The 23,890-nt window shown below is 58.3% G+C and carries 29 protein-coding genes and 2 pseudogenes; 23 read left to right on the top strand and 8 right to left on the bottom strand.

The genetic code is table 11. The features are described from left to right. The first annotated feature begins 9 nt into the window (after positions 1 to 9). From HF257_RS07495 to recX, 17 genes and pseudogenes are all read left to right on the top strand, one after another. On the top strand, positions 10 to 342 hold the full coding sequence (locus tag HF257_RS07495; RefSeq protein ID WP_185707558.1) for a phage baseplate protein: 333 nt from the start codon (positions 10 to 12) through the stop codon (positions 340 to 342). Continuing rightward, the gene (locus tag HF257_RS07500) at positions 339 to 1,334 is read left to right on the top strand and encodes a baseplate J/gp47 family protein (protein WP_185707556.1); all 996 of its coding nucleotides are present in this window, start codon (positions 339 to 341) and stop codon (positions 1,332 to 1,334) included. Before HF257_RS07495 ends, HF257_RS07500 begins: the two co-directional genes overlap by 4 nt. Then, positions 1,331 to 1,960 carry a phage tail protein I gene (locus tag HF257_RS07505; RefSeq protein WP_185707554.1) on the top strand — a complete coding sequence of 210 codons (630 nt, stop codon included), beginning with the start codon at positions 1,331 to 1,333 and terminating at the stop codon, positions 1,958 to 1,960. Before HF257_RS07500 ends, HF257_RS07505 begins: the two co-directional genes overlap by 4 nt. Beyond that, the gene (locus HF257_RS07510) at positions 1,961 to 3,418 is read left to right on the top strand and encodes a phage tail-collar fiber domain-containing protein (RefSeq protein WP_185707552.1); all 1,458 of its coding nucleotides are present in this window, start codon (positions 1,961 to 1,963) and stop codon (positions 3,416 to 3,418) included. It begins immediately after the preceding gene. Positions 3,419 to 3,420: 2 nt separating this feature from the next. Continuing rightward, entirely contained in the window at positions 3,421 to 3,849 is a 429-nt protein-coding gene (locus HF257_RS07515; protein WP_185707550.1) for a phage tail assembly chaperone, read from the top strand. Positions 3,850 to 3,908: 59 nt separating this feature from the next. Further along, positions 3,909 to 4,100 carry a hypothetical protein gene (locus tag HF257_RS07520; protein WP_185707548.1) on the top strand — a complete coding sequence of 64 codons (192 nt, stop codon included), beginning with the start codon at positions 3,909 to 3,911 and terminating at the stop codon, positions 4,098 to 4,100. A gap of 2 nt (positions 4,101 to 4,102) precedes the next feature. Continuing rightward, entirely contained in the window at positions 4,103 to 5,269 is a 1,167-nt protein-coding gene (locus tag HF257_RS07525; RefSeq protein WP_185707546.1) for a phage tail sheath protein, read from the top strand. Next, positions 5,269 to 5,775: a phage major tail tube protein gene (locus tag HF257_RS07530; RefSeq protein ID WP_185707544.1), complete on the top strand. Its 507-nt coding sequence runs from the start codon at positions 5,269 to 5,271 to the stop codon at positions 5,773 to 5,775. Before HF257_RS07525 ends, HF257_RS07530 begins: the two co-directional genes overlap by 1 nt. Positions 5,776 to 5,830: 55 nt before the next feature. Next, positions 5,831 to 6,403, top strand: a complete 573-nt coding sequence (locus HF257_RS07535; protein WP_185707542.1) for a phage tail assembly protein — start codon at positions 5,831 to 5,833, stop codon at positions 6,401 to 6,403. 128 nt (positions 6,404 to 6,531) lie between these two features. After that, on the top strand, positions 6,532 to 7,677 hold the full coding sequence (locus tag HF257_RS07540; RefSeq protein ID WP_185707540.1) for a glycine zipper domain-containing protein: 1,146 nt from the start codon (positions 6,532 to 6,534) through the stop codon (positions 7,675 to 7,677). Then, on the top strand, positions 7,677 to 8,060 hold the full coding sequence (locus HF257_RS07545) for a phage tail protein (RefSeq protein ID WP_185707538.1): 384 nt from the start codon (positions 7,677 to 7,679) through the stop codon (positions 8,058 to 8,060). Before HF257_RS07540 ends, HF257_RS07545 begins: the two co-directional genes overlap by 1 nt. Then, positions 8,053 to 8,265, top strand: a complete 213-nt coding sequence (locus tag HF257_RS07550; protein WP_185707536.1) for a tail protein X — start codon at positions 8,053 to 8,055, stop codon at positions 8,263 to 8,265. The genes HF257_RS07545 and HF257_RS07550 overlap by 8 nt, the downstream gene beginning before the upstream one ends. 9 nt (positions 8,266 to 8,274) lie before the next feature. Further along, positions 8,275 to 9,285 carry a contractile injection system protein, VgrG/Pvc8 family gene (locus HF257_RS07555; protein ID WP_185707534.1) on the top strand — a complete coding sequence of 337 codons (1,011 nt, stop codon included), beginning with the start codon at positions 8,275 to 8,277 and terminating at the stop codon, positions 9,283 to 9,285. Positions 9,286 to 9,339: 54 nt separating this feature from the next. Continuing rightward, a pseudogene (locus HF257_RS07560) lies at positions 9,340 to 9,872 on the top strand (glycoside hydrolase family 19 protein). An 82-nt stretch (positions 9,873 to 9,954) separates the two neighbouring features. Further along, a complete protein-coding gene (locus HF257_RS07565) occupies positions 9,955 to 10,455 on the top strand; it encodes a CinA family protein (protein WP_185707532.1) in 501 nt (166 codons plus the stop codon). An 83-nt stretch (positions 10,456 to 10,538) separates the two neighbouring features. Beyond that, on the top strand, positions 10,539 to 11,597 hold the full coding sequence (recA, locus tag HF257_RS07570; protein WP_003189042.1) for a recombinase RecA: 1,059 nt from the start codon (positions 10,539 to 10,541) through the stop codon (positions 11,595 to 11,597). A gap of 8 nt (positions 11,598 to 11,605) precedes the next feature. Next, positions 11,606 to 12,073 (top strand): recombination regulator RecX, encoded by a 468-nt coding sequence (recX, locus tag HF257_RS07575; RefSeq protein ID WP_185707530.1) that lies wholly within the window; start codon positions 11,606 to 11,608, stop codon positions 12,071 to 12,073. Positions 12,074 to 12,283: 210 nt separating this feature from the next. Here the strand turns inward: recX and HF257_RS07580 are convergent, their stop codons facing one another. Both HF257_RS07580 and HF257_RS07585 read right to left on the bottom strand, forming a co-directional pair. Continuing rightward, positions 12,284 to 13,396 (bottom strand): TIGR00730 family Rossman fold protein, encoded by a 1,113-nt coding sequence (locus HF257_RS07580; RefSeq protein WP_185707528.1) that lies wholly within the window; start codon positions 13,394 to 13,396, stop codon positions 12,284 to 12,286. Between the two features lie 289 nt (positions 13,397 to 13,685). Then, on the bottom strand, positions 13,686 to 14,126 hold the full coding sequence (locus tag HF257_RS07585; RefSeq protein ID WP_185707526.1) for a PA3611 family quorum-sensing-regulated virulence factor: 441 nt from the start codon (positions 14,124 to 14,126) through the stop codon (positions 13,686 to 13,688). A gap of 178 nt (positions 14,127 to 14,304) precedes the next feature. Here HF257_RS07585 and HF257_RS07590 point away from each other — a divergent pair, with 178 nt between their 5' ends. From HF257_RS07590 to HF257_RS07600, 3 genes are all read left to right on the top strand, one after another. Then, complete coding sequence (locus tag HF257_RS07590) at positions 14,305 to 15,024, top strand: tRNA-uridine aminocarboxypropyltransferase (RefSeq protein WP_185707524.1); 720 nt, start codon at positions 14,305 to 14,307, stop codon at positions 15,022 to 15,024. 252 nt (positions 15,025 to 15,276) lie between these two features. Further along, a complete protein-coding gene (erdR, locus tag HF257_RS07595) occupies positions 15,277 to 15,927 on the top strand; it encodes a response regulator transcription factor ErdR (RefSeq protein ID WP_003189050.1) in 651 nt (216 codons plus the stop codon). A 75-nt stretch (positions 15,928 to 16,002) separates the two neighbouring features. Next, on the top strand, positions 16,003 to 16,365 hold the full coding sequence (locus HF257_RS07600; RefSeq protein WP_110624367.1) for a diacylglycerol kinase: 363 nt from the start codon (positions 16,003 to 16,005) through the stop codon (positions 16,363 to 16,365). Between the two features lie 3 nt (positions 16,366 to 16,368). Here HF257_RS07600 and HF257_RS07605 read toward each other — a convergent pair whose 3' ends face one another. Continuing rightward, on the bottom strand, positions 16,369 to 17,295 hold the full coding sequence (locus HF257_RS07605) for a LysR family transcriptional regulator (protein ID WP_010212678.1): 927 nt from the start codon (positions 17,293 to 17,295) through the stop codon (positions 16,369 to 16,371). A 125-nt stretch (positions 17,296 to 17,420) separates the two neighbouring features. Here HF257_RS07605 and fpr point away from each other — a divergent pair, with 125 nt between their 5' ends. Continuing rightward, positions 17,421 to 18,200, top strand: coding sequence for a ferredoxin-NADP reductase (fpr, locus tag HF257_RS07610; RefSeq protein ID WP_124526086.1), 780 nt, complete (start codon positions 17,421 to 17,423; stop codon positions 18,198 to 18,200). 181 nt (positions 18,201 to 18,381) lie between these two features. Here fpr and tsaA read toward each other — a convergent pair whose 3' ends face one another. From tsaA to rimO, 5 genes are all read right to left on the bottom strand, one after another. After that, positions 18,382 to 19,077 carry a tRNA (N6-threonylcarbamoyladenosine(37)-N6)-methyltransferase TrmO gene (gene tsaA / locus HF257_RS07615; protein ID WP_185707522.1) on the bottom strand — a complete coding sequence of 232 codons (696 nt, stop codon included), beginning with the start codon at positions 19,075 to 19,077 and terminating at the stop codon, positions 18,382 to 18,384. A 3-nt stretch (positions 19,078 to 19,080) separates the two neighbouring features. Beyond that, a complete protein-coding gene (locus HF257_RS07620) occupies positions 19,081 to 19,542 on the bottom strand; it encodes a YehS family protein (protein WP_185707520.1) in 462 nt (153 codons plus the stop codon). Positions 19,543 to 19,610: 68 nt separating this feature from the next. Continuing rightward, positions 19,611 to 20,321 carry an rRNA pseudouridine synthase gene (locus tag HF257_RS07625; RefSeq protein WP_185707518.1) on the bottom strand — a complete coding sequence of 237 codons (711 nt, stop codon included), beginning with the start codon at positions 20,319 to 20,321 and terminating at the stop codon, positions 19,611 to 19,613. A 71-nt stretch (positions 20,322 to 20,392) separates the two neighbouring features. Then, complete coding sequence (locus HF257_RS07630; RefSeq protein WP_185707516.1) at positions 20,393 to 20,866, bottom strand: GNAT family N-acetyltransferase; 474 nt, start codon at positions 20,864 to 20,866, stop codon at positions 20,393 to 20,395. A gap of 103 nt (positions 20,867 to 20,969) precedes the next feature. After that, positions 20,970 to 22,295 (bottom strand): 30S ribosomal protein S12 methylthiotransferase RimO, encoded by a 1,326-nt coding sequence (rimO, locus tag HF257_RS07635; RefSeq protein ID WP_038449095.1) that lies wholly within the window; start codon positions 22,293 to 22,295, stop codon positions 20,970 to 20,972. A 134-nt stretch (positions 22,296 to 22,429) separates the two neighbouring features. Here rimO and HF257_RS07640 point away from each other — a divergent pair, with 134 nt between their 5' ends. After that, a complete protein-coding gene (locus tag HF257_RS07640; protein WP_185707514.1) occupies positions 22,430 to 23,497 on the top strand; it encodes a hypothetical protein in 1,068 nt (355 codons plus the stop codon). A gap of 26 nt (positions 23,498 to 23,523) precedes the next feature. Continuing rightward, a pseudogene (locus HF257_RS07645) lies at positions 23,524 to 23,838 on the top strand (recombinase family protein); the annotation flags it as partial. Positions 23,839 to 23,890 lie beyond the last annotated feature (52 nt).

Raw genomic sequence — 23,890 nt, forward strand, 5'->3', positions numbered from 1 at the left:
GGATTTGCCATGATCGGAATCGATAGGAACACCGGGGCAGCGGTCGATGACTGGCTGCAATTCGTACAGCGTGCCACCCGAGCGCTGACCACCCCCGTGGGGACTCGTCAAAAACGCCCGTTGTACGGCTCGCTGGTCCCGCAACTGCTCGGCCAGAACCTGGGCGACGACGTGTTGATCCTCGCCCAAAGCCACGCCGCCCAAGCGTTTTACAACACGCAAAACGGCATCACCGACTTCCAACCCCAAGTCATCGTCGCCACCCGTCAGGGTGCAGGCGTGTTGCTGCGTTTTGCCGGCACCTGGAAAAACCGCCAACAATCGTTCGAGGTCGTCACATGAGCATGCTGATCCCTGGCCAGAACCAACTGGCGGAACCGGCGATTATCGCGGTCGAGGAGTTCGAGCCGTTGCTGGCAGAGTTCAAGTCGTTTGTCGTGGATTACGTCGCCACGCGAGCACCGCAAAGCGCGGCAAAACTCAAGGTGAGTCTCGACAATGAAAGCGAGCTGCTGACCCTGGCCCTTGAGGCGTTTTGCGTACGCCTGCAAACCCACGAACGCAAGTACAACGCCCGCATCAAGCAGATGCTGGCGTGGTGGGCGAGCGGCAGCAACCTGGATGCGCGCCTGGCGGATATGGGCCTGGAGCGGCAGGTGCTCGACCCCGGCGATCCCGCTGCATTCCCACCTGTGCCGCCGGTTCTGGAAAGCGACGACGACGCTCGCCTACGTTATTACCTGGCACCCCACGCCCCGGCGGCGGGGTCGCGAATGCAGTATCGCCGCGAAGTGTTCACCCTGGGCGAGCGCCCGTCGGTCAAGGTGCAAAGCGCTACGCCGGGCGTAGTCACCGTCAGCTACACCTTTGATCCGGACGGCTACGCGGCCCAGGTCAAGGACGGTAATGGTCGACGCACTGCCCCCGGCGAGGTGATGGTTACCGTGCTTTCCAGGGACGGCGATGGCAGCGCCTCCGCCGATTTGCTTGACGGTGTGCGCCGACATTTCGCACGGCCCGATGTGCGACCGGAGACTGACCTAGTCACTGTCCAGGGCGCACAGATCCAGCGCTATAAAATCCGCGTGGTGGCCAAGATCAACGCCGGCCCGGATTCCGGCCTGACCCAAGTGGCGGCGCAGCAACTTTTGCAAACCTACGCAGACTCCTGCCATCGCCTGGAAGGGCGGGTCGACCCCAGCTGGATCGACTACGCCATCCACAGCGCCGGCGCCGCGCAACTGCAAATCCTTGAACCACTGGAACCGATCATCAGCTCGGCGTTCCAGGCGCCGTACTGCACGGGCGTCGAGGTGGAGGTGCGCACGCTATGAGTGAACCCAAGACGAGTCTGTTGCCCACCAACAGCTCACCGCTGGAGAAGGCCCTGGACTTGGGCTTCGGCCATTTACTGGAACGGGTCATGCCGCCGTTTCCCGAATTGATGGACCCGGACCGCACACCGGCGGCGTTCTTGCCCTACCTGGCGGCAGATCGCGCCGTCAGCGAATGGAGCACCACCGCCCCTGAGTCCGAGAAACGCCTGACCGTCAAACTTGCCTGGCCCACCGCCCGCCAGGCCGGCACCCGCCAAGCCCTGGAAAACGCCGCCAAGGGTTTGCAACTGAGCCCCGAAGTGCGCGCCTGGTACGAGCAAAAGCCACCCGGTGCGCCCTACAGCTTTGCTGTACGGGCCTGGACCGAATTGCCCTACAGCGAAACCATCGATGCCCGACTCGACCGCCGCCTGGCCGACGCCAAAAGCGAGCGCGACATCCTGTCGATCTCCGTAGGCCTGAGCGCCTCCGGCCGCCACAGCATCGGCGCCGCCACGCTATGCGGCGAACTCACCACGATCTACCCCAACGTGCTGGCCGGCGTCGAAGCCACGGGCGGCGCCTTTCTGGCGGCCGGGCTCTACAGCGTCGAAACCACCACCCTTTATCCACAGGAGCACTAAATGGCTGACTATTACACCCTGCTCACCAACGCGGGGATCGCCTACGAAACCGCCTGCAAGGCCGCCGGCGTACCGATCAAACTGGCGCAAATCTCCGTCGGTGACGGCAACGGCGCTGTGTACAACCCAGATGCCAACGCCAAGGCGCTCAAACGCGAAGTGTGGCGCGGACCGCTGAATGCGCTTTTTCAAGATGAAAAGAACGCCAATTGGCTGATGGCCGAAGTCACCATTCCATCGGATGTTGGTGGGTGGTATGTGCGAGAGGCCGGGCTGTGGACGGATACCGGGATCTTGTATGCCGTTGTGAAGTATCCGGAGTCGTATAAACCGGTATTGGCGACGTCGGGGTCGGGGAAAGAGTTTTATATCCGCTCGATTTTCGAGACGAGTAACGCGTCGATTGTCACGTTGTTGATTGATGACACGGTGGTGAAAGCGACCCGGGCTTGGGTGATGGATTATCTGAAGCAGGGGACGTATTCGAAGGCGGAGGTTGAGGCGATGATTGCCAAGGCTTCGGCGTTGCCGGTGGGTTCTATCACAGCCTTTCCCGTAAACAAGATACCACCTGGATTTTTGGAGATTGATGGCAGCGTTAAAAGCGCTACAGCTTATCCAGATTTAGCTACGTTTCTTGGTGGGGTTTTTAACAAGGGCGATGAAGGGGCTGGGAACTTTCGACTACCCGAGACTCGTGGCGAGTTTTTGCGTGGATGGGATCATGGACGAGGGGTGGATGTTGGCCGTGGCATCGGTGGTTACCAACTCGACCAGATGCAGGGGCATTTTCACGCTCCGCCAAAAGGTGCTACGGCTTACTCTGCTTTCGGTCCAGGAGGATCAGCTCTAGCGACAGGCAGCGGAATCATAAATCCCGGTACTACTGGTTCTCCAACCACTGACGGTTTAAATGGTGAACCCCGAATTGGTGCAGAAACACGCCCGCGCAATCTCGCGGTGATGTGGTGCATCAAAGCCTGGAATGCTCCAGTCAACCAGGGGAACATTGACATTGCTGCTCTGGGGCTGCTTGCGGTGCAGGCAAGCGAAGCGTCTCGGGGCACCGCAAAAGTCGCAACACAAGTTCAGGTAGATTCGGGGCTTGACGATGCAACGATTGTAACTCCCCTAAAAATGCGCTTCGGCTTCGCATTGAACTTCACCGCAGCCAGTGGCTACGTTCTGTTTCCTACCTGGCTTGGAGGTCTACTTTTTCAATACGGCCGCGCTTCCCTAGCGGCAGACCAGTTCACCACACTGACTTGGCCACTTGCCTGGCCTGATGCGTGCTATGCCATCTCAGGCGCGGTGCACTCGTCATATGCCCGTGTTGACGACGGTATCTCCGCCCAATATCGAAGCCTCACCAAAACCACGGTTATCTTGGATCGGCAAGACATCGGCGCGGTAGTCGCCAATAACCGGGATATGTTTGTCATTGGAATCGGAAAATAACCATGAGCATTTTTTATTGCGCGGAAACGGGTGGTTTTTATCTGCCCGGTATGCAGCCATCTGCTATGGCATGCCAGGAAATTACCAAAGCGCGTCATGCTGAACTTCGGGCCGAAAACGCTGCCGGGAAGATCCTCGCGGCGGATGAGCAAGGCTTTCCAGTTGCTATAGATCAACCTGGACTGAGTCGTGAGCAAATAGCGGCTAAGGAGCGTACATGGCGGGACCGGCAACTGCTGACCGCGAGTGGAGTCCGAGATAGGCATCGCGATCAACTGGAACTGGGCATTCCGAGCACGTTGGTCTCATCGCAATTCGCTGCGTTGTTGACCTATATACAGATACTGCGCGATTGGCCGCAGTCCACAGATTTTCCCTCTCAGGAAATGCGCCCGGAGCCGCCTGACTGGCTTTCAGAGCAAGCCGAATAAATTTCAACCGATCACCCAAACCGCTCCCCGCGGTTTTTTTTCGCCTGGAGATTTCCCCCATGCCCCACCGCCAAACCTACACCGTCCTAACCCCATTCCCGACTGGCAAAGGCCACTGGTCCGTCGTCGGTCAGGAACTGGAGTTGCTGGACGTCGAAGCATCCGCGCTGCGCACCGCCGGACGCCTGGAACTGTCCAGCGTCCTTAACACCGCCCCGGCCAAAAAGGCCGCTACTAAGAAGGCTGACTAACCATGGCTGAGGTTTTGAACTTCGAGCATAACGGCATCACCGTCTATGCGACTGAATCCCCCGAGGCCATGGGTGGCCTGGGCGATAACGTGATCGGGCTGGTCGGCACTGCACCGAATGCCCATGCGTCGATCCCTAAAAACGCGCCGTTTCGTATTAACAGCTTCACCACCCAGGCGCTGCTGGACCCTACCGGCGCTGAAACCGGGACGCTCTTCCACGCCGTCTACCAGATCCTCAAAGTGGTGAAGGTGCCGGTCTATGTGGTGATCGTGGACGAAGGCGCCACCCCGGCGGATACGCTCAACAACGTGATCGGTGGCGACGAGCCGATCACCGGTCGCAAACTCGGCCTGGCAGCACTGGCCAGCGTGCCGGAAGACCTGACCATCATCGGTGCCCCTGGCTTTACCGGCACCAAAGCTGTCGCCGGCGAGTTCGCCGCGTTCGGCAAGCGCATCAAGGCCCGTGTGGTGTTGGACGGTAAAGACGCCAGCGTCGCCGACCAAGTGACTTACAGCGGTGAACTGGGCGGTGCCGACCTGGGTTTCGACCGCTGCCTGCTGGTGCACAACATGCCGTCTGTGTATTCCAAGGCAGCCAAGAAGAACGTGTTCCTGTCGCCGTCGTCCCTGGCCATCGCCGCGCTGGCCAAGGTCAAGCAGTGGGAAAGCCCAGGTAACCAGGTGACGTTCGCCGAGGACGTTTCCCGCGTGGTCGAGTACAACATCCTCGATACGTCCACCGAAGGCGACCTGCTCAACCGCTTCGGCGTGAGCTACTACGCGCGCACCATCCTCGGCGGTTTCTCGTTGCTGGGTAACCGTTCCATCACCGGCAAGTTCATCAGCTACGTCGGCCTGGAAGATGCCATCAGCCGCAAGCTGGTCAAGGCTGGCCAGAAAGCCATGGCCAAAAACCTCACCAAGTCCTTCATGGACCAGGAGGTCAAGCGCATCAACGACTGGCTGCAAACCCTGGTGGCCGACGAAACCATTCCCGGCGGCAGCGTGTACCTGCACCCGGAGTTGAACAGTGTCGAGAAGTACAAAAACGGCACCTGGTACATCGTCATCGACTACGGCCGCTACGCGCCGAACGAACACATGATTTATCAACTCAATGCCCGCGATGAAATCATCGAGCAGTTCCTGGAGGACGTTCTCTAATGTTTACCAACCGAGTCAGACAGGCCATTGCGGCCACCCTGCAAGGCCTGCCGTTGTCCGCGACGGTGGAGGAGTTCACCCCGCCGAAGATCGAGTTCGAGATGGAAGCCATGTCCGGCGGGCGGTTCATTGCCGAGGAAATGGCCAAGAGTGGCAAGGTGCTGGGCGCCAAGCTGATCCTGCAAGGTGCCGGACCGCAGATCATGCTGGCCCTGGGGGTACGCCTGGGCGATGACATCCTGCTGAACGTGCGCGAGGCGGGCCAGGACCAGGACGGCAAGACCTACTTCACGTACCACACCGTCGGCGGCAAGCTCAAAATCCTGGAGGAAGCCAAGCTGAAAATGGGTGAGAAGGCCACCACTACGTTGGAGCTCGCTTGCCGGACTTACAGCCGTCTGGAAAACGGCGTCACGGTGATCGACATCGACGTGCGCACCCAGAAGTTTGTGCTCAATGGCGTCGACATCCTTGGCGATGCGCGTCGCGCTGTGCTGATGCCTTGACCACCCGGGGGCGGGCTTGCTCGCTCCCTCCCTTACTTGCAAAAGGAATTGCCCCATGGCCTGGATGCCACCGCTGCACCGCCTGCTCTCGCCGATCACCGCCGACACTGGCGCGACGATCGATCAGGTTCAACTCAAACCGCTGTACTACGCCGCGCAAAAAGCTGCGCTGGCCCGGGCCGGTGAAGACGAGGACGACCAGTTCTTCGAACTGGCGAAACTCGCCACCGGCCTGTCGGAAAAAGAACTCGACCAACTTATGCGCCCGGACTACGTCACCATCGCCCAGTACGTGCATGAAATGTCGACTCGTCCCACCTCGTTCTTCCTCAGCGAACAAGAAGAATCGACCCACGAGCAGCCCGTCCAATTGTTGCTGCCATTCGACGCCGCCGGCCGTACCCACACCGCTCTCCCTCTGGAAATGCCTGCCTTGCGCGCCACCAAGGTGATGAAAAAACTCGCCACCGCCAAAGAGCGCGCCGAATTCATCACTGCGCATTGCGCCGGCCTGATGATCCCGGACCTTGCCGGCCTGACTGTGCCCGACTGGACCGAGCTACAGGAGCGCATCGACGATTTTTTAAATCAACCGGCGGCCTTCTTTCGCAACGCGACATCGACGTAATCCTTGATGTGGTGCCGCTGGTTTACTCGGTAACGGAAGCGGAGATCCTGGAGTGGGACGCCGCAAAAGCATTGCGCCGCTACGACATCGCGATCACTCGCCTTGGCGTCAAACAGGAGTAGAGCGGGATGCAGGACAATCAATTTTCACTCAAGCTGACGGATGAGGATAAGCGTTGGCTGACTTATCCTGGCTTGGGCAACGGTGCAGGTGCGGATTTGGAGAGCACGCTTTCACCGTTAGTGCCGTCATCATTTCTGGATGCGATGCCAGAGCCTCCCTCGGAGCTAACCCTGGCGCTGGCGAACGCAAGCCTTGAAATTAGCAGTTTGACCCTTGAGCAGATGCGTTTGCGTGAAAGCGTGGAGACGCTGACAAGTACATTGTTCATCAACGGAAATTCCCTGGCGCCCAACGAGGTTGATATCGCCCCGAGCGCCTTGAAAAGTGAGCAAAAGGAAGAGAAGCAACCCACTGGTTTTTGGGCGGGTGTTGGTGATTCGGTCAAGGACAAGGTCGTGGATAAGCTGCTTGATCTTGCGGTCGATGCGGCCGGCAAGCAGATCAAAAAAGGAAGCAAAAAGATTGGAGGAGGGGGTGCATCTCTCGGCAGCTTCGTCGAAAGAATCATCAAGGCTTTGGGTGACTCACAAAGGGGCTTTCATTCGGGAGCACCCTCCCAGGGCTTTCAATCGTTTGCCAGTGTGAGCAACCCAGTATCGGCACATATTTTTCCAGGTGCCCCTAGCAGCGTCCCTAGCGGGGTGTTCGCTAAATTCGAATCCGCCACCGTTCGGCGGCTTGCGCCAATCAGAACCGCCGAAGCTGCCCTGGACGTCATCCAAGGCGTACGCAACGGCGACGCCAATGCCATCGGCGCCGGCCTCAGCACCAGCGGCGGTGCCTGGGCCGGCGCCTCCGCCGGTGCGGCCATTGGCACAATGATTTTGCCGGGCGTCGGCACCGCTGTCGGTGGTGTCATCGGCGGTTTGCTGGGCAGCGAGGTCGGTACCTGGCTCGGTGACAAATTCTTCGCTCCAAGTGATCGCCTGTCGTCGCCCGACGCGATGAGCAAGGAGCTCAACAGTGCTCGTACAGACAACGTGCAAGTGTCGATTGCCCCAAGCATCCAGATCACCGGCGTAAACCCTGCCGACGCACAACAGGTGGTCAACCAGGTGATCCAGGCCCTGCAATTTCAATGCATGCCGATGGTCACCGATTCCCTGGGTATCCGGCGTAACGCGGCACTGGCCGATCCAGGAGGTGATTGATGCGACAACAGATGGTGCTGGGTGATTTTATTTTTGGCCTGTCTCGGGGTTTTGCTTATTCCTCGTTGGCCCGTAACAGCGACGGCGGCTGGTTGGACCTGGCGATTATTGCCAGTAAGCCCCAATCGCGGCAGAACGGGCAGAAGCTGGAAAAACTGACCTTCGGCGGCACCGCCATGTACGCCGTGGGCATGCAGCGGCTCGATGAACTGCGTGCCCTGCAGAACCAGCGAGTGCCGTTGCCACTGGTCGATGGCATTGGCCGCAATTGGGGCCTGTGGCGGATCAATTCGGTGGCGGAAAAACAGAGCGGCGTCATCGATGACGGCACCGCCATGGTCATCGGCTGGACCCTGGAACTGGAGGAATTCACCAATGCGTAAAGTGCGAAGTATTGCCGGTGATTCGGTCAACCTGCTGCTCTACCGCGAGTTGGGCCGTTGCGATGATGCGGCGGAAGAAACCCTCTGGCGCTTGAACCCCGGGCTTGCCGAGTTTGGCCCGGTGCTGCCGGCTGGTGTGTGGGTGATCGTGCCGGAACTGGACGCGCGACCGAGTGCCGCGCTCCCCGTTTTGGCTTGGGATTAAGGAGGCTGTATGGCACAGGGATTTACGCCAATCGTGGAGTTTTACGGTGCCAACGCGGCACTGCTCAATCAACGCATCATGCATTGGAAACACACCGACGCCGCCGGCATCGAGTCGGACCGGTTGGAGCTGACGCTCAACATCGAGGGGCTAGAAGGCCTGCCGAGCATGAGCGGCAAGATCGGCTTGCGCGTTGGTTATAAAGAGTCGGGGCTGGTGGAGAAGGGGCAGTTCGTCATTACGCAGCGAACCCCCGTGCTGTTCCCCATGCGCTTGATGATCGTTGCCACGGCGGCGCCTTTCAGCATGGAGGACCCGAGTGGCTACCGCCAGCGCCGTTCTGCCAGTTATGGGCCGACGACCCTGGGTGCGCTGTTTCGGCAACTGGTCGGACGGCATGGTTTTTCACCGCGTGTGGCGGCGTCCCTGGAAGGCATTGCAATTGCTCATGTCGACCAGTCCAACGAAAGCGACATGGCCTTCATCACCCGTCTTGCCAAGCGCTATTGCGCGGTGACCAAGCCGTTTAACGAGTTGTATGTGTTGGCGGAAGCCGGGCAGGTCAAGTCGATTTCCCTTCAACAATTGCCGGAGGTGAAGTTGTCCGTGACCCAGGATAACCGTCCCGGCGACCAGGCCTTCATCACAGCGGTACTCAATGAGAAAACCCGCTCGAACTACCAAGGCAGTCGCGTCACCTGGTGGGACAGCGCCGCAGGCAAACAGCGCGTGGTTCAGGTCGGAATTGCACCGTTCAAGACCTTGCGCCAACGCTGCCAGAACGAAGACGAGGCACGTGCCGTGGCCGAAGGTGAGTTGCGCCGGGTCGGACGTGAGGGTCTGGAACTGGTGATCGATTGCCCCGGCAACCCGTTGCTGGCCGCCGAAGGATTATTGCGGCTGGATGAAACCTGGCCTTCTTATATGCAGGGACGGTGGTCAATCACCAAGGTGGTCAATGAGGGCGACCCGGAGAAAGGCTATCGCAGTGCAATCACGGCAGGTGGATTGTCGATATAGCGCGTTTTCAGGAGGGAGTTCAGGGTGGTAACACTGCCGCAATTGATTCAAATCATGCCTGGAGCCCGCTTGAGAGCGGGCATTTTTTGCCCGCGCTCAATGCGGCGTTTGCGCGATACGGGCTCAACAGCGCCCAGCGCATTGCAGCTTTTCTCGCACAAATCGCCCATGAGTCCGGTGAGTTGCGTTACGTGCGTGAACTGGGCAGTGATCAGTATCTGAATCGGTATGACACCGGTGCTTTGGCCGCACGCTTGGGCAATACCCCCGAGGCGGATGGAGATGGCCAGAAGTATCGGGGGAGGGGACTGATCCAGGTGACGGGGCGACGCAATTACCTGGCGTGCAGCCGGGCGTTGTTTGGCGATGAGCGGCTGCTGCAGCGACCAGAATTATTGGAGGTGCCGCAATGGGCGTGCGAGTCCGCCGCCTGGTTCTGGCAGAGCAACGGCCTCAACGAACTGGCCGACAAGGATCAGTTCACCACCATTACCCGGCGTATCAATGGCGGGCTCAATGGCTTGGAGGACCGTTTGCGGCTGTGGGCACGGGCGCGAGCGGTGTTATGCGTTCCACCTGCGCATTAGTCTCCTGATGCAATCTGTAACTTGCATGGTCGATGGGCTGCTGTAGGGTAGGCAAATTCCCCGCCTACTTCTGGAGACGACCGTGAAGGAAATCACTCAACTGGCTGCCGAACTGGGGCGCCGCCTGCAGGTGCTCAACGCCCACGTCACCACGGCCGAGTCATGCACCGGCGGCGGCATCGCGGAAGCTATCACGCGGATTCCGGGGAGTTCGGCCTGGTTTGAAGCGGGCTATGTCACCTATTCCAATCGACAGAAGACCCGGCAATTGAATGTGCCGGAAACCTTGTTTCCAAAAGTCGGCGCCGTCAGCCAGGAAGTGGTGGAGGCGATGGTCCGTGGCGCCCAGGAGAAAAGCCTGGCGCGGTTTGCCGTCGCGGTCAGCGGTGTGGCGGGCCCGGACGGCGGCTCGCCGGACAAACCGGTGGGCACCGTTTGGCTGGCCTTTGGTGTGGGCGAGGAGGTGACAGCCGAGCTGCAGCACTTCACGGGTAACCGCGATGAGGTCCGCCGACAAACGGTAAAGGCCGCGCTAGAGGGCTTGTTACGACGAGCTGCAGCAGAAATAGAAAATCAGGGGTAGGCGATTTCTGATCTTTGTGGAACAATACTGTCTACTTATACAGGTGTTGGCCGTCAGGCCTTATTGATTACGTGAGGACTTTAATGGACGACAACAAGAAGAAAGCCTTGGCTGCGGCCCTGGGTCAGATCGAACGTCAATTCGGCAAGGGTGCCGTAATGCGTATGGGCGATCACGACCGTCAGGCGATCCCGGCTATTTCCACTGGCTCTCTGGGTCTGGACATCGCGCTCGGCATTGGCGGCCTGCCAAAAGGCCGTATCGTTGAAATCTACGGTCCTGAATCTTCCGGTAAAACCACCCTGACCCTGTCGGTGATTGCCCAGGCGCAAAAAATGGGCGCCACCTGCGCGTTCGTCGACGCCGAGCACGCCCTGGACCCAGAATACGCCGGCAAGCTGGGCGTCAACGTTGACGACCTGCTCGTGTCCCAACCGGACACCGGCGAGCAAGCCCTGGAAATCACCGACATGCTGGTGCGCTCCAACGCCATCGACGTGATCGTGGTCGACTCCGTGGCAGCCCTGGTACCGAAGGCTGAAATCGAAGGCGAAATGGGCGACATGCACGTGGGCCTGCAGGCCCGTCTGATGTCCCAGGCGCTGCGTAAAATTACCGGTAACATCAAGAACGCCAACTGCCTTGTTATCTTCATCAACCAGATCCGTATGAAGATCGGCGTGATGTTCGGTAGCCCGGAAACCACCACCGGTGGTAACGCGCTGAAGTTCTACGCTTCGGTCCGTCTGGATATCCGTCGTACTGGCGCGGTGAAGGAAGGTGACGAGGTTGTCGGTAGCGAAACCCGCGTTAAAGTCGTGAAGAACAAAGTAGCCCCGCCTTTCCGTCAGGCCGAATTCCAGATTCTCTACGGCAAGGGTATCTACCTGAACGGCGAGATGATCGACTTGGGTGTACTGCACGGTTTCGTCGAAAAATCCGGTGCTTGGTACGCCTACAACGGCAGCAAGATCGGCCAGGGCAAGGCCAACTCGGCCAAGTTCCTTGCGGACAACCCGGATATCGCCGCAACGCTTGAGAAGCAAATTCGCGACAAGCTGCTGACCGCAGCACCAGACGTGAAAGCTGCTGCCAACCGTGAGCCGGTTGAAGAAGTCGAAGAAGCTGACACCGACATCTGATCTCAACGATGACAGTTGTACTGGATACACTCGTCGCCGTCCGGCGCACTGCAATGGACCTGCTCGCTCGCCGCGAGCATGGTCGAGTCGAGCTGACACGCAAACTGCGTCAGCGCGGCGCAGAACCCGAAATGATCGAAACTGCCCTCGACCGGTTGACGGAAGAAGGGCTGCTGTCGGAATCCCGTTACCTCGAAAGCTTTGTCTCCTACCGGGCACGTTCCGGCTACGGCCCCGCGCGGATTCGCGAAGAACTGAGCCAACGCGGCCTGCAACGCGCTGATATCGACCTCGCCCTGCGTGAGTGCGGGATCAGTTGGCAGTCGCAGTTGGAAGACACTTGGCGTCGCAAGTTCTCTGGCCATCTGCCTATCGATGCCAAAGAGCGTGCGAAACAGGGACGCTTCCTGAGTTATCGCGGATTCTCGATGGAGATGATCAGCCGCCTATTGAGCGGTCGCGACATGGACGACTGAATACCAGCCGCTGGGGGTTGTAGTGAGCGGGCTTGTCCCGCGCTGGGTGGCGAAGCCGCCCAAATTGGGCCGCTGCGGAGTAACAAGTATAACGCGGAGGCTGGTTTTGGGGCGGCACCGCTACCCAGCGCGGGACAAGCCCGCTCACTACAAAAAAGCCCCGCCTGCATCTCTGCAGGCGGGGCTTTTTTATTCGCAAAACTCAAAAAATCACGCCGTCTCCGGCGCCACCCGCTGCTGCGCCTTCCCCTGAGCCTGCGCCCAGTTCTCCGGCAAGTTGATGTAATCCACCAACTCCCGCAACCGGCCTTGATCTCGCCCGTTGAAGTTGAACACCAACCGCGTCAAATGGCTGAACTTCGGCTCATCATGCTCCTCACCGGTATAGGCCAATTGCTGGAACTCCCCGCTCAATCGCAGGCTGGCGAACTCGCTTTGCAGATGGGCCAACGCCCGATCGCTAAGCGCATGATGCATACGCACTACAAACTCACGTTTCAACCAGCGCGTGGAATGGAAGTTGGCATAGAACCGGTTGATCTCTTCCACTGCCTCTTCTGCGCTGTACACCAGCCTTACCAGCTTAAGGTCGGTGGGCAGGATGTAGCGGTTGGCTTCCAGTTGGCTGCGGATAAAGTCCAGGGCGCCTTGCCAAAATCCGCCGCCGGGTGCATCCAGCAACACCACGGGCACCAGAGGACTCTTGCCGGTCTGGATCAGGGTCAGCACTTCCAGCGCCTCATCCAGTGTGCCGAAGCCGCCTGGGCACAACACCAATGCATCGGCCTCTTTGACGAAGAACAGCTTGCGGGTGAAGAAGAAGTGGAACGACAGCAGGTTCTCGGTGCCATCGATGGTCGGGTTGGCATGTTGCTCGAACGGCAGGGTGATATTGAACCCCAGGCTATGCTCCAGGCCCGCGCCTTCGTGGGCGGCCGCCATGATCCCGCCGCCGCCGCCGGTGATCACCATCAGGTCGGATTGCGCAAGCAACGCGCCAACTTCTCGGGCCAAGGCATACAGCGGGCTTTCGACGGGTGTGCGCGCCGAGCCAAACACCGTGACTTTACGGCGTCCTTTGAATTGCTCCAGTACGCGGAAGGCGTTATCCAGTTCTCGGACAGCCTGCAACGTGATTTTGGCGTTCCAGCGGCTGCGGTCATCCTTGGCCATGCGCAGCACGGTGAGGATCATGTCGCGATACAGGGGGATATTCGGGCTGTTGGGAGCGATCAGCTGGAGTTGCGTTTCGACCTGCTGCGTGAGGTCGGCCCCGTATTCTTCAAAAAGCTGGAGCAGGCGGTCATTCGGTTCGTAAGGCATTCAACGTCTCCTTCTTACAGGGCCCGGGTGGCCGACGAGCCATTCGCCGGAGCTACAACACTGCATGTGTCGCTGCTTGCCGCAGGGGGGCAACCTTCTTTTGCCCTGAAATTGTTACAGAACAGCATGAAAAGCGCTGTGAATGAATGGTTGGGATGACTTGATCATGGGCCGGAAAACCCTTGGCTGGCAACCGCTTATTGGTCGCCTGATACGCAGTCTAGCCTGCTGGGAGGAGTTGATGCGGGGCGTGCGCGCCACCGGACGGTAGCGCGCGAAGGTTCAGTCTTTACTTTTTCTTTTTGGCTGCAGCCGGGGCGGGGCAATCAGCTTCAACAAACTTGACCGACGCTACGGGGCGGTTGGTCTTGTTCTCGGTGATTTCATAGCGCATCACTGCGCCCTTGGCCATTAATTCGCGGTAGCCCTTGTTCAAGCACACGCTTTGGCCCAGTTGGAAATACACCGCCTTGGGATTGGCGCGCATCTGCTCGGCGCGATCTGGCTGCACACTGAGGTGGTCGATCAGTTGCATGCCTTCGACGGTGTAGGCGACTTCCAGGGTTTTTTCGTCAATTTCCCGTGGCAGGTCCTTGTTGCTTTCAGCCGCGACGCTTTGCAGCTTGCGGTTCATTTGGGCCTCCAGCAGCGAGGCCGCCTGGGCGCCCACGGGCAATACCAGCGCAAGGGCGATGGATGGGGCGGCAAGACGCAGCATGGAACGCAGCATGAAACTCTCCTGATTCGGTTACTGGTGCATAGACCAGCCACTGCGCTGTGCGTTCAGTGGCGCGCAATTATAGGTGACCCCTTGCCACTACAGCCAGGCGTATCGCTGGTAAACTGCGGCCCTTAAACCCTCCACGAGTTTTCACCGTGTCGATTTACCCTTCCCAGCGGCGCACCCGATGAGCCACGCTGTCTCCCGCCTGCGCACCCAACGCCTGGCCCGTGCCGTCAGGCCGTTCCTTAACCGTGGTTCGCGTGCCGAACGTTGCCCCGGTTGCCGAGTGATCCCCGAGTATTGCCTGTGTGCCTGGCGACCCAAGGTCGAGGCCAAGTCCGCCATGTGCCTGTTGATGCACGATGTCGAGCCGATGAAACCGAGCAATACCGGCTGGCTGATCGCTGACGTGGTCGACGACACCACCGCATTCGCTTGGTCCCGCACCGAGGTTGACCCCGATTTGCTGACCTTGCTGGCCGACCCGCAATGGCAGCCCTATATCGTATTTCCCGGTGAGTTCGTCGCCCCCGAACGTGTGGTCAGCGAAGTGCAGGTGGTGGAGGGCAAGCGCCCGTTGTTTATCCTGCTTGATGGCACTTGGAGCGAAGCGCGCAAGATGTTCCGCAAAAGCCCGTATCTGGAACACTTGCCGGTACTGAGCCTGGCCCCGGAGCAACTGTCGCGCTACAAATTACGGCGCTCCAAGCGCGATGACCATTTCTGTACCGCCGAAGTCGCCGCCCTGTGCCTGGAACTGGCCGCCGACGAGACAGCCAGCGAAGTCCTGGATGCCTACCTCGACGTCTTCAGCACCCATTACCTGGCGGCCAAGTTCCAGTTGCCGCTGGACGTGGAGGACGTTGTGCATCGGCGTCTTGCGCCCTATATACCGGCGCTATAACCAGACGACGTTTGCATGATGGCACCGCATGCCCGTAACCCGCTAAAATGCCCACGGGCGTAGTGCTTGACCCTCCAGGCTACGCTGGGCATGCTGGGCGCCGATTGGGGCGTAACCGTAAATTTTCGACGTCGTTTCAACTGCTTTTGACGTCGGACTTGCCCTGTGGCAATGGCTGCCTGGCCATCGCCTTGTGTACTGGTGAACGCTGAACCCATCAGCGTTCCCATAAAAAACAGGATCATTTAATCAATGGCCACATACGAAATCCTGATAGCCGATGACCACCCGCTGTTTCGCAGCGCTCTGCATCAAGCAGTGACCCTGGGCCTCGGCCCGGACGTGCGCCTGGTCGAAGTCGCCAGCATTGCCGAGCTGGAAGCCCGCCTTACCGAAAAATCCGATTGGGACCTGGTGCTGCTCGACCTGAACATGCCCGGTGCCTATGGTTTCTCCGGGCTGGTCTTGTTGCGCGGGCAATACCCGCAAATTCCCGTCGTGATGGTCTCGGCTCAGGAAGAAGCTGACGTGGTGGTGCGTTCCAAAGAGTTTGGCGCCAGTGGGTTCATTCCCAAGTCCAGCGCCATGGAAGATATCCAGAAAGCCGTGCGTACCGTGCTCGACGGTGATGTCTCCTGGCCACCTCAGGCGTTTGAAGAAATCAACGTCTCCGACGAAGCCAAGGCCGCCCGTGATGGCCTGGCGAGCCTGACGCCCCAGCAGTTCCGCGTGCTGACCATGGTCTGCGAAGGGTTGCTGAATAAGCAGATTGCCTACGAGTTGAGCGTGTCGGAAGCGACCATCAAGGCTCATGTCACGGCGATTTTTCGCAAGCTGGGCGTCCGTACCCGCACTCAGGCTGCGCTGCTCTTGCAACAACTTGAGTCAATTTCGCAGCATTAAGATGTAACCGATTCACGCTTTTTTGACTTTGCGTGATCTAGCTTCCCCACTCCTTTAGTTCAGTTGCCTACGTCTATGTCGCCTTTCAAGGGTCAAACCGGTATCAAACGTATCTTCAATGCAGGGGGCTACTCCCTGGATGGCCTGCGTGCAGCTTTTACCGGCGAGGCGGCATTCCGTCAGTTGGTGTTGCTCAACGTCATCCTGATCCCGGTGAGCTTTTTCCTGCACGTCAGCCGGGTCGAGCGTGCGTTGCTGATCGCGGTCTGCCTGTTGGCCCTGATCGTCGAGTTGCTTAATTCGGCGGTGGAAGCGGCGATTGACCGGATTTCCCTGGACCGTCACCCGCTGTCCAAAAACGCCAAGGACATGGGCAGCGCCGCACAGTTCGTGGCATTGACCATGATTACCCTGGTGTGGGCCGTGATCCTGATCTAGCCCTCAGGCAATGCTCGGCAGCACGATCTCGTCGCTGCGCTGAACCCCGGCGGTGAAAGCGCGGCACAGTTCCAGGAACTCGCGCATTGCCGAGGTCTGGTACTTCTGTTTATGCCAGATGAAGTAGAACTGCCGGGCCAGGTCCAGGTCCGGGGTTTCCACTGGCACCAGGCTGCCACGGCGGAATGCATCGCGCAGTGCCAGCCGTGAAATGCAGCCAATCCCCAACCCTGACTCCACTGCCCGCTTAATCGCCTCGGTATGCTCCAGCTCCAGCCGGATATTCAGCGCGCTACGGTGATGGCGCATGGCTTGGTCGAATGTCAGGCGTGTGCCAGAGCCCTGTTCCCGCAGGATCCACGCCTCATGGGTCAACTCGTCCATGCTCGCCACACCACGCTTGGCCAGGTGATGTTGCGGGGCGCAAAACACCACCAGCTCATCTTCCACCCAGGTTTGCACCTCGATATCGGGGTGGCTGCAGTCGCCTTCGATTAGACCCAGGTCAATTTCGTAGTGCGCAACCTGGTGCACGATATGAGCAGTGTTCTGCACATGCAGCTTCACCTGGCTCTCGGGGTGCTGCTGCATAAAGCTGCCGATCAGCAGGGTGGCCAGGTAGTTGCCGATGGTCAGGGTGGCGCCGACCGCCAGGGAACCAAAGCCGGACTTGCCGTTGAGCAGGTCCTCGATCTCCTTGGCCTGGTCCAGCAGCGCCACCGCTTGAGGCAATAGCTGATGACCGAGGGCGTTGAGGCTTAGACGCTTGCCTGCGCGGTCGAATAATTGGCAGCTGGATTGACGCTCCAGCTCGGTGATCGAGGTGCTGGCGGCGGATTGAGATAGGGCCAGAAGGCCAGCAGCGCGCGAGACGCTTTCCTGCTGGGCGACGGCGACGAAGACTTGCAGTTGACGGAGAGTAAATCGCATATCGATATAACCGATAACCCTTATCTTAATAATCCAGTTAACAGATATTGTCGCCGCCATTAGAATGCTGTGCAATTGCGCATCTATCTTTGTGGCGCAGACCCATTTCCAGGAGTCCCCCGTACATGAGCAACATGAACCACGAGCGTGTCCTCAGTGTTCATCACTGGAACGACACTCTGTTCAGCTTCAAGTGCACCCGCGATCCGGGCCTGCGCTTCGAGAACGGTCAGTTCGTGATGATCGGCCTGCAACAGCCCAACGGCCGCCCGCTCATGCGCGCTTACTCCATTGCCAGCCCGAACTGGGAAGAGCATTTGGAGTTCTTCAGCATCAAGGTTCCAGATGGCCCGCTGACTTCCCAATTGCAGCACTTGAAGGAAGGCGACGAGATCATCATCAGCAAAAAACCGACAGGCACCCTGGTGCTTGACGATTTGAAGCCGGGCAAACACCTGTACCTGCTCAGCACCGGTACTGGCCTCGCACCCTTCATGAGTGTGATCCAGGACCCGGAAACCTACGAGCGCTTTGAAAAAGTGATCCTGTGCCACGGCGTGCGTTACGTCAACGAAGTCGCCTACCGCGAATTCATCACCGAGCACCTGCCGCAGAACGAGTTCTTCGGTGAAGCCCTGCGTGAAAAGTTGATCTACTACCCGACCGTGACCCGCGAGCCGTTCGAAAACGAAGGCCGCCTGACCGATCTGATGCGCAGCGGCAAGCTGTTCACCGACATCGGCCTGCCACCGATCAACCCAGAGGACGACCGCGCCATGCTGTGCGGCAGCCCAAGCATGTTGGATGAAACCAGCGAAGTGCTGAACAGCTTCGGCCTGAAGGTTTCGCCACGCATGCGTGAGCCGGGTGACTATTTGATCGAGCGTGCGTTCGTCGAGAAGTGACTTCTGGTCACTTGTAGGAGCGAGCTTGCTCGCGAAGGTCGTCAACGATAACGCTGGCGTCCTGGATTAACGCGGCGAGTTTGCGTTTTTCGCGAGCAAGCTCGCTCCTACAGAGAACGCGTTCGCAAAAAAAAGCCCGCGCTGCCTTCACAGGCAGCGCGGGCTTTTTCGTTTGTGCGAGTTACTGGGCTGGAAGCACTTCCAGCACACAAATCAGCCCCGCCTCGGGATAGTGCCACCGCACATCCACATCCCAAAACTGCGCGCCATACTCACGCTCAGGCCCAGGCGCTTGATACGCCGGCCGCGGGTCTTGCGCCAAGCACTGCTCAATCAACGCCACCAACGGCTCATCCAGCCGCTGGGCATGGCTTTGTGCCTGATGCAGCGCGGTCTTCAGCCACTGCACAGGAATCAACGTAGGGGCGCCACTGGCCATGTCATTGGTCGCGGTGTCGATGATGTCTGCGTACGGCACATATGGCTTGATATCCAGCACCGGCGTGCCATCGAGCAAATCGATCCCGGAAATCCACAGCTTGCCGGGCTCCATCTTGTCGAGCTTCACCACCGACTGGCCGATGCCGTTGGGCCGGTGGGTCGCACGGGTGGCAAACACGCCCATGGACGTGTTGCCGCCCAGGCGCGGCGGGCGCACCTTCAGGCGTGGCTTGTCTTCCAGGGCTTGGTGGAACAGAAACAGCAGCCACACATGGCTGACTTGCTCCAAGCCCTGCACTGCCTCGCCGCCGTCAAACGGCGCCACCAACTCCAGCACGCCACGGGCGGCGGGCGCCAATTGCGGCTGACGCGGGATGGCGAACTTCTCCTTGAAACAGGAACGTACGAAACCGACGGGCGAGACGTTGTAATGCATGGCTTAGGTGCGAACCCGCAAGGTCAGGCCCTTGAGGAAATTACGCAGCAACTGATCGCCACACGTGCGGTAGTTGGTGTGGCCGAACTTGCGGAACAGCGCGCTCAGCTCTGGCTTGGACACCGGGAACTCGGCGGCCTTGAGGATGGCATGCATGTCGTCTTCTTTCAGTTCGAAGGCTACGCGCAGCTTCTTGAGGATGATGTTGTTGGTCACTGGGGTTTCGATCGGCTGTGGCGGACGGCTTTCGTCCTTGCCGCGCTTGAAGATCACCAGGCCGTCGAGGAAGTGCGCCATGACGTCATCCGGGCAGAACACAAAGCCTTCTTCCTCATCTTTCTTGAGGTAGGTGAGCAGGTCTTCCTTGGTTACGTCCATGCCGCCGAGCTTGATGATCTCGACCATCTTGTTGTCGCTGATGTCGAGCATGTAGCGCACGCTGCGCAGTACGTCGTTGTGAATCATGGTGGGCAATCCTGGTATTCAACTGGGGACACCGCCGAATCAGGCGGTGTCGAAAAAAGGGGAGCGGCTTAGAACTTCTCTTTGCCGGACAGGTAACGCCATTGGCCGACCGGCACTTTGCCGATGGACACGCCGCCGATGCGGATGCGGCGAATGGCGATGACCTTGAGGCCAACCGCTTCGCAGAACAGTGCGATGACGCCCGGCTGCGGGTTTTTCAGCGCAAAACGCAGGCGGTTTTCGTTCTGCCAGCTGGCTTTGACCGCCGGCAGTTCCTTGCCTTTGTACGTCAGGCCGTGGTTGAGGCGGTTGAGGCCGTGGGCAACCATGTCGCCTTCGACTTCCACCACGTATTCCTGCTCGATCTTGGCGGCATCGGCGGTTAACTTGCGCAGGATCTTCCAGTCCTGGGTAAATACCAACAGGCCGCTGGCCTTGGCTTGCAGGTCGGCGCTGGCGGTCAGGCGCAGGAAGTGGCCCTTGAGCGGGCGCTTGCCGAAGCGGTGTTCTTCGGACAAGGTCTCGGCGCTGATGGTGGCCAGCGCGGTCTCGGCATCCACGCCGGCAGGGGCGTGCAGCAGGATGGTCACTGGCTCTGGCGCGGTGGCCTTGGCTTCTGGGTCGAGTTCGACCTTCTGGGTGGTGACCTTGAACTGCGGCTCGTCGATCACTTCACCGTCCACCGAGACCCAGCCGCCTTCGATAAACAGCTCAGCCTCCCGACGGGAGCAACCGACCAGTTCGATAAGGCGTTTGGAGAGGCGTATGGGGTCAGTCATGACAAGGGCCGTAACAAAAGGGGGCAGCTATTGTACCTGTGTGGGGCCGGTTAATCCCGGCTCCATTTCAATTAGCCCTGGCGAGCTTGTTGCTGCACTTGGCGCAAACGCATATGCAGCAACGGATACGGCTGCCCCAGGCCGTCATGCTCCGTACGTCCGACCACCTCGAACCCTTGCTTGAAGTAAAAGCCCAGCGCCTGGGGGTTCTGCTCGTTGACGTCCAGTTCATCGGCATTCATGTGCTCAATCGCGTATCGCAGCAATTGCCGGCCCAAGCCTTCGCCCCTGTGCTGTGGGTCGATAAACAGCATCTCCACCTTACCCGCCGCCACCCCGGCAAAACCGGTGATGCGCTGGCGCAGGTCCTTGGTGCAGATCAACATCACCGAATCCAGATAGCGTGTCAGCACCAGGTTCTTCAGCAACACGATGTAGCTGTCTGGCAGGAAGTCATGGGTCGCCCGTACCGAGTCTTCCCAGATTCGCGCCAAGTGCGTGTAGTCGCTGGTTTTAGGTGTGTGGATAACCGAATGCTGACGCATGCCCGCTGCCCCTTGCCTTGATGTGCGCTGATGGGCAAAACGATAGACCTAAAAAAGCCCCGCATCTTGTCCAGAGGCGGGGCTTTTTTAAATCTTTACAGATTTAGTCGCGCTTTTCGGCCCACAAGTCGTACTCGTCGGCATCCGTCACGGTGCACCAAACTTTGTCGCCCGGCTTCAAACCGCTGGCATCGTCGATAAACACGTTACCGTCGATCTCCGGCGCATCGAAGAAGCAACGGCCCACTGCGCCTTGCTCGTCGACTTCGTCGATCAGCACTTCGATTTCCTTGCCGATGCGCAGTTGCAAACGTGCCGAGCTGATCGCCTGTTGATGCGCCATGAAGCGCTCCCAACGGTCTTGCTTGACGTCGTCTGGCACTACGGCCAGGTCCAGCAGGTTGGCTGGTGCGCCTTCAACCGGCGAATACTGGAAGCAACCGACGCGATCCAACTGTGCTTCAGTCAACCAATCCAGCAGGTACTGGAAGTCTTCTTCGGTTTCGCCGGGGAAGCCGACGATGAAGGTGGAGCGGATGATCAGCTCTGGGCAGATCTCGCGCCAGTTCTTGATACGCGCCAGGGTCTTGTCTTCAAAGGCCGGGCGTTTCATCGCCTTGAGCACTTTGGGGCTGGCGTGCTGGAACGGGATGTCCAGGTACGGCAGGATCTTGCCGGCAGCCATCAACGGGATCAGTTCGTCCACGTGCGGGTACGGGTAAACGTAGTGCAGGCGCACCCACACACCCAGGCTGCTCAAGGCTTCGCAGAGTTCGGTCATGCGGGTTTTCACCGGCGCGCCGTTCCAGAAACCCGTGCGGTATTTCACGTCGACGCCGTAGGCGCTGGTGTCCTGAGAGATCACCAGCAGCTCTTTCACGCCGGATTTGACCAGGCGCTGCGCCTCGTCCAGTACATCACCGACCGGGCGGCTGACCAGCTTGCCGCGCATCGACGGGATGATGCAGAAGCTGCAGCTGTGGTTGCAGCCTTCGGAAATCTTCAGGTACGCGTAGTGACGCGGGGTCAGCTTGATGCCCTGTGGCGGCACCAGGTCGATCAGCGGGTTGTGGTCCTGACGCGGCGGCACCACTTCGTGCACGGCGTTGACTACCTGCTCGTACTGCTGTGGACCGGTCACGGCCAGCACGCTCGGGTGTACGTTGCGGATATTGCCTTCTTCCACACCCATGCAGCCGGTCACGATGACCTTGCCGTTTTCCTTGATGGCTTCGCCGATCACTTCCAGGGACTCCGCCTTGGCCGAGTCGATGAAGCCGCAGGTGTTGACCACCACCACGTCGGCGTCCTGGTAGGTGGACACAACGTCATAGCCTTCCATACGCAGCTGCGTGAGGATGCGCTCGGAGTCGACCAGAGCCTTCGGGCACCCTAGCGATATAAACCCTACACGTGGATTATTGCTCATATACTTCCAGCCTGCAGGGCACGCCCTGTTGAAATTTAAGGCGCGCGATTCTAGTCGGTGTTCAAAAAATGCGCAAAAGGAATAGTTGCATATAATAATCATTCGTATTATTGCGAATTAGGAGTATTTATCAAATGAGTAAAGTTGCTAGTAATGGAGGGGGGCAAAGTTCTGGAGGTAATGCTGACGGTGCTTCAGCATTTGATAGTCTACTTTTGAGTGAAACTGAGGAGCTTTCTAATAAGGCGGTCCCCGATTCACGTAATAGCAGAGCAGACTTTGTTCGCAAATCCCAACTTATAATTGCGTCTGCCGTAGCGGCTTGCTTGACTCTGTTTTTACTGCTCTTTCCCAGCGATATTGAGTCGGATGTTTTGAGGCGGCTGTTGTCGGGAATTGATTTTAAAGCGATTGTGGTTATATCAATTCTTGCTGTTGGCTTTGTTTTGTTTGTTGTTTCGCAGTTTCAAGAGTATCTGTTTAAATCGGAGGTAACCTCCACTTTCGTAGATATCGACGAAAGAGCGAGTTTAAGTAAGGTGGAGGCACAAATTTCAGAGCTGAGGTTTGAAATTTTGCAAGTTAAAGCTGGTCAGGATAGCGGAGCTGAGAATCAACGCGAAGATGCAGATAGTAAGGTGGAGCTGCATGAGTTTAGCGCTATTGAGTACTATATTCATCGGTCGATAAAATCCCTTGATAAGCATATTGAAACTTCGGAGAAGAAGGCCTCAAAATTGTTGGATACAGGGACAATGTACCTGCGTCGTGGTATATATTTTTACGTCTCATCAATTTTGGTATGGCAAGTGGTAGCTCATGTTTGGGGGGTTGATAAGCCTCTGATCTATGGCGTAGTTTCCTGCTCCTTAACTTTCCTTGTGGTTGAATTTTTGGCTGCATGGTTTCTGAAGCAGTATAGAAGTTTTATTGATTCGTCTATTCAGTTTATGAGAGTTAGATCCGTCTTCGATCGTTATCTTCTATCGTATTATGCTGTAAAAGAGTTTTCTGTTGGAGGGGTGGAAGGAAATGTTGAATCGAAAGCTCAAGTGCTAAAGGTTTTGGCGGAAGAAATTAAGTGGCCGGAAGCTATTAATTCTAAAGCGGGAGATGTGAATCACATGGTTCAAATGTTTGAATCGTTAGCTGGAATATTGGAAAAAGTGAAGAAAGCGCCCACAAAAAATGAACAGGCCTGATCCTAATGGATGCATCTAGGCAACGAATGATGGCAAAGGTATATAGCTACCTACGTTTCTCTGATCCTAGGCAGGCGATTGGCAGCAGCGCGGACCGTCAGCTTCAGTATGCTCAGCGTTGGGCAAGCGAGAAAGGACTGGTTTTGGATGAGTCATTGTCTTTAAGAGATGAGGGGTTATCCGCTTATCACCAACATCACGTCAAGCAAGGGGCGCTGGGTGTATTTCTTCAAGCAGTAGAAGATGGAAGGATAGCTGATGGTTCTGTTTTAGTCGTCGAGGGACTTGATCGACTAAGTCGGGCTGAACCGATTCAAGCGCAGGCACAATTGGCTCAGATCTGGTCCAATGTCCTCTCCGGCAAACGCTGCTTCATTCACCAGTAATGCCGCT

It is taken from the genome of Pseudomonas cremoris (assembly GCF_014230465.1).

What these genes read in the sequence shown, in the direction of transcription:
- HF257_RS07495 (WP_185707558.1), top strand. Translation starts at nt 10, where the DNA reads ATGATCGGAATCGATAGGAACACCGGGGCAGCGGTCGATGACTGGCTG.
- HF257_RS07500 (WP_185707556.1), top strand. Translation starts at nt 339, where the DNA reads ATGAGCATGCTGATCCCTGGCCAGAACCAACTGGCGGAACCGGCGATT.
- HF257_RS07505 (WP_185707554.1), top strand. Translation starts at nt 1,331, where the DNA reads ATGAGTGAACCCAAGACGAGTCTGTTGCCCACCAACAGCTCACCGCTG.
- HF257_RS07510 (WP_185707552.1), top strand. Translation starts at nt 1,961, where the DNA reads ATGGCTGACTATTACACCCTGCTCACCAACGCGGGGATCGCCTACGAA.
- HF257_RS07515 (WP_185707550.1), top strand. Translation starts at nt 3,421, where the DNA reads ATGAGCATTTTTTATTGCGCGGAAACGGGTGGTTTTTATCTGCCCGGT.
- HF257_RS07520 (WP_185707548.1), top strand. Translation starts at nt 3,909, where the DNA reads ATGCCCCACCGCCAAACCTACACCGTCCTAACCCCATTCCCGACTGGC.
- HF257_RS07525 (WP_185707546.1), top strand. Translation starts at nt 4,103, where the DNA reads ATGGCTGAGGTTTTGAACTTCGAGCATAACGGCATCACCGTCTATGCG.
- HF257_RS07530 (WP_185707544.1), top strand. Translation starts at nt 5,269, where the DNA reads ATGTTTACCAACCGAGTCAGACAGGCCATTGCGGCCACCCTGCAAGGC.
- HF257_RS07535 (WP_185707542.1), top strand. Translation starts at nt 5,831, where the DNA reads ATGGCCTGGATGCCACCGCTGCACCGCCTGCTCTCGCCGATCACCGCC.
- HF257_RS07540 (WP_185707540.1), top strand. Translation starts at nt 6,532, where the DNA reads ATGCAGGACAATCAATTTTCACTCAAGCTGACGGATGAGGATAAGCGT.
- HF257_RS07545 (WP_185707538.1), top strand. Translation starts at nt 7,677, where the DNA reads ATGCGACAACAGATGGTGCTGGGTGATTTTATTTTTGGCCTGTCTCGG.
- HF257_RS07550 (WP_185707536.1), top strand. Translation starts at nt 8,053, where the DNA reads ATGCGTAAAGTGCGAAGTATTGCCGGTGATTCGGTCAACCTGCTGCTC.
- HF257_RS07555 (WP_185707534.1), top strand. Translation starts at nt 8,275, where the DNA reads ATGGCACAGGGATTTACGCCAATCGTGGAGTTTTACGGTGCCAACGCG.
- recA (WP_003189042.1), top strand. Translation starts at nt 10,539, where the DNA reads ATGGACGACAACAAGAAGAAAGCCTTGGCTGCGGCCCTGGGTCAGATC.
- recX (WP_185707530.1), top strand. Translation starts at nt 11,606, where the DNA reads ATGACAGTTGTACTGGATACACTCGTCGCCGTCCGGCGCACTGCAATG.
- HF257_RS07580 (WP_185707528.1), bottom strand. Translation starts at nt 13,396, where the DNA reads ATGCCTTACGAACCGAATGACCGCCTGCTCCAGCTTTTTGAAGAATAC.
- HF257_RS07585 (WP_185707526.1), bottom strand. Translation starts at nt 14,126, where the DNA reads ATGCTGCGTTCCATGCTGCGTCTTGCCGCCCCATCCATCGCCCTTGCG.
- HF257_RS07590 (WP_185707524.1), top strand. Translation starts at nt 14,305, where the DNA reads ATGAGCCACGCTGTCTCCCGCCTGCGCACCCAACGCCTGGCCCGTGCC.
- erdR (WP_003189050.1), top strand. Translation starts at nt 15,277, where the DNA reads ATGGCCACATACGAAATCCTGATAGCCGATGACCACCCGCTGTTTCGC.
- HF257_RS07600 (WP_110624367.1), top strand. Translation starts at nt 16,003, where the DNA reads ATGTCGCCTTTCAAGGGTCAAACCGGTATCAAACGTATCTTCAATGCA.
- HF257_RS07605 (WP_010212678.1), bottom strand. Translation starts at nt 17,295, where the DNA reads ATGCGATTTACTCTCCGTCAACTGCAAGTCTTCGTCGCCGTCGCCCAG.
- fpr (WP_124526086.1), top strand. Translation starts at nt 17,421, where the DNA reads ATGAGCAACATGAACCACGAGCGTGTCCTCAGTGTTCATCACTGGAAC.
- tsaA (WP_185707522.1), bottom strand. Translation starts at nt 19,077, where the DNA reads ATGCATTACAACGTCTCGCCCGTCGGTTTCGTACGTTCCTGTTTCAAG.
- HF257_RS07620 (WP_185707520.1), bottom strand. Translation starts at nt 19,542, where the DNA reads ATGATTCACAACGACGTACTGCGCAGCGTGCGCTACATGCTCGACATC.
- HF257_RS07625 (WP_185707518.1), bottom strand. Translation starts at nt 20,321, where the DNA reads ATGACTGACCCCATACGCCTCTCCAAACGCCTTATCGAACTGGTCGGT.
- HF257_RS07630 (WP_185707516.1), bottom strand. Translation starts at nt 20,866, where the DNA reads ATGCGTCAGCATTCGGTTATCCACACACCTAAAACCAGCGACTACACG.
- rimO (WP_038449095.1), bottom strand. Translation starts at nt 22,295, where the DNA reads ATGAGCAATAATCCACGTGTAGGGTTTATATCGCTAGGGTGCCCGAAG.
- HF257_RS07640 (WP_185707514.1), top strand. Translation starts at nt 22,430, where the DNA reads ATGAGTAAAGTTGCTAGTAATGGAGGGGGGCAAAGTTCTGGAGGTAAT.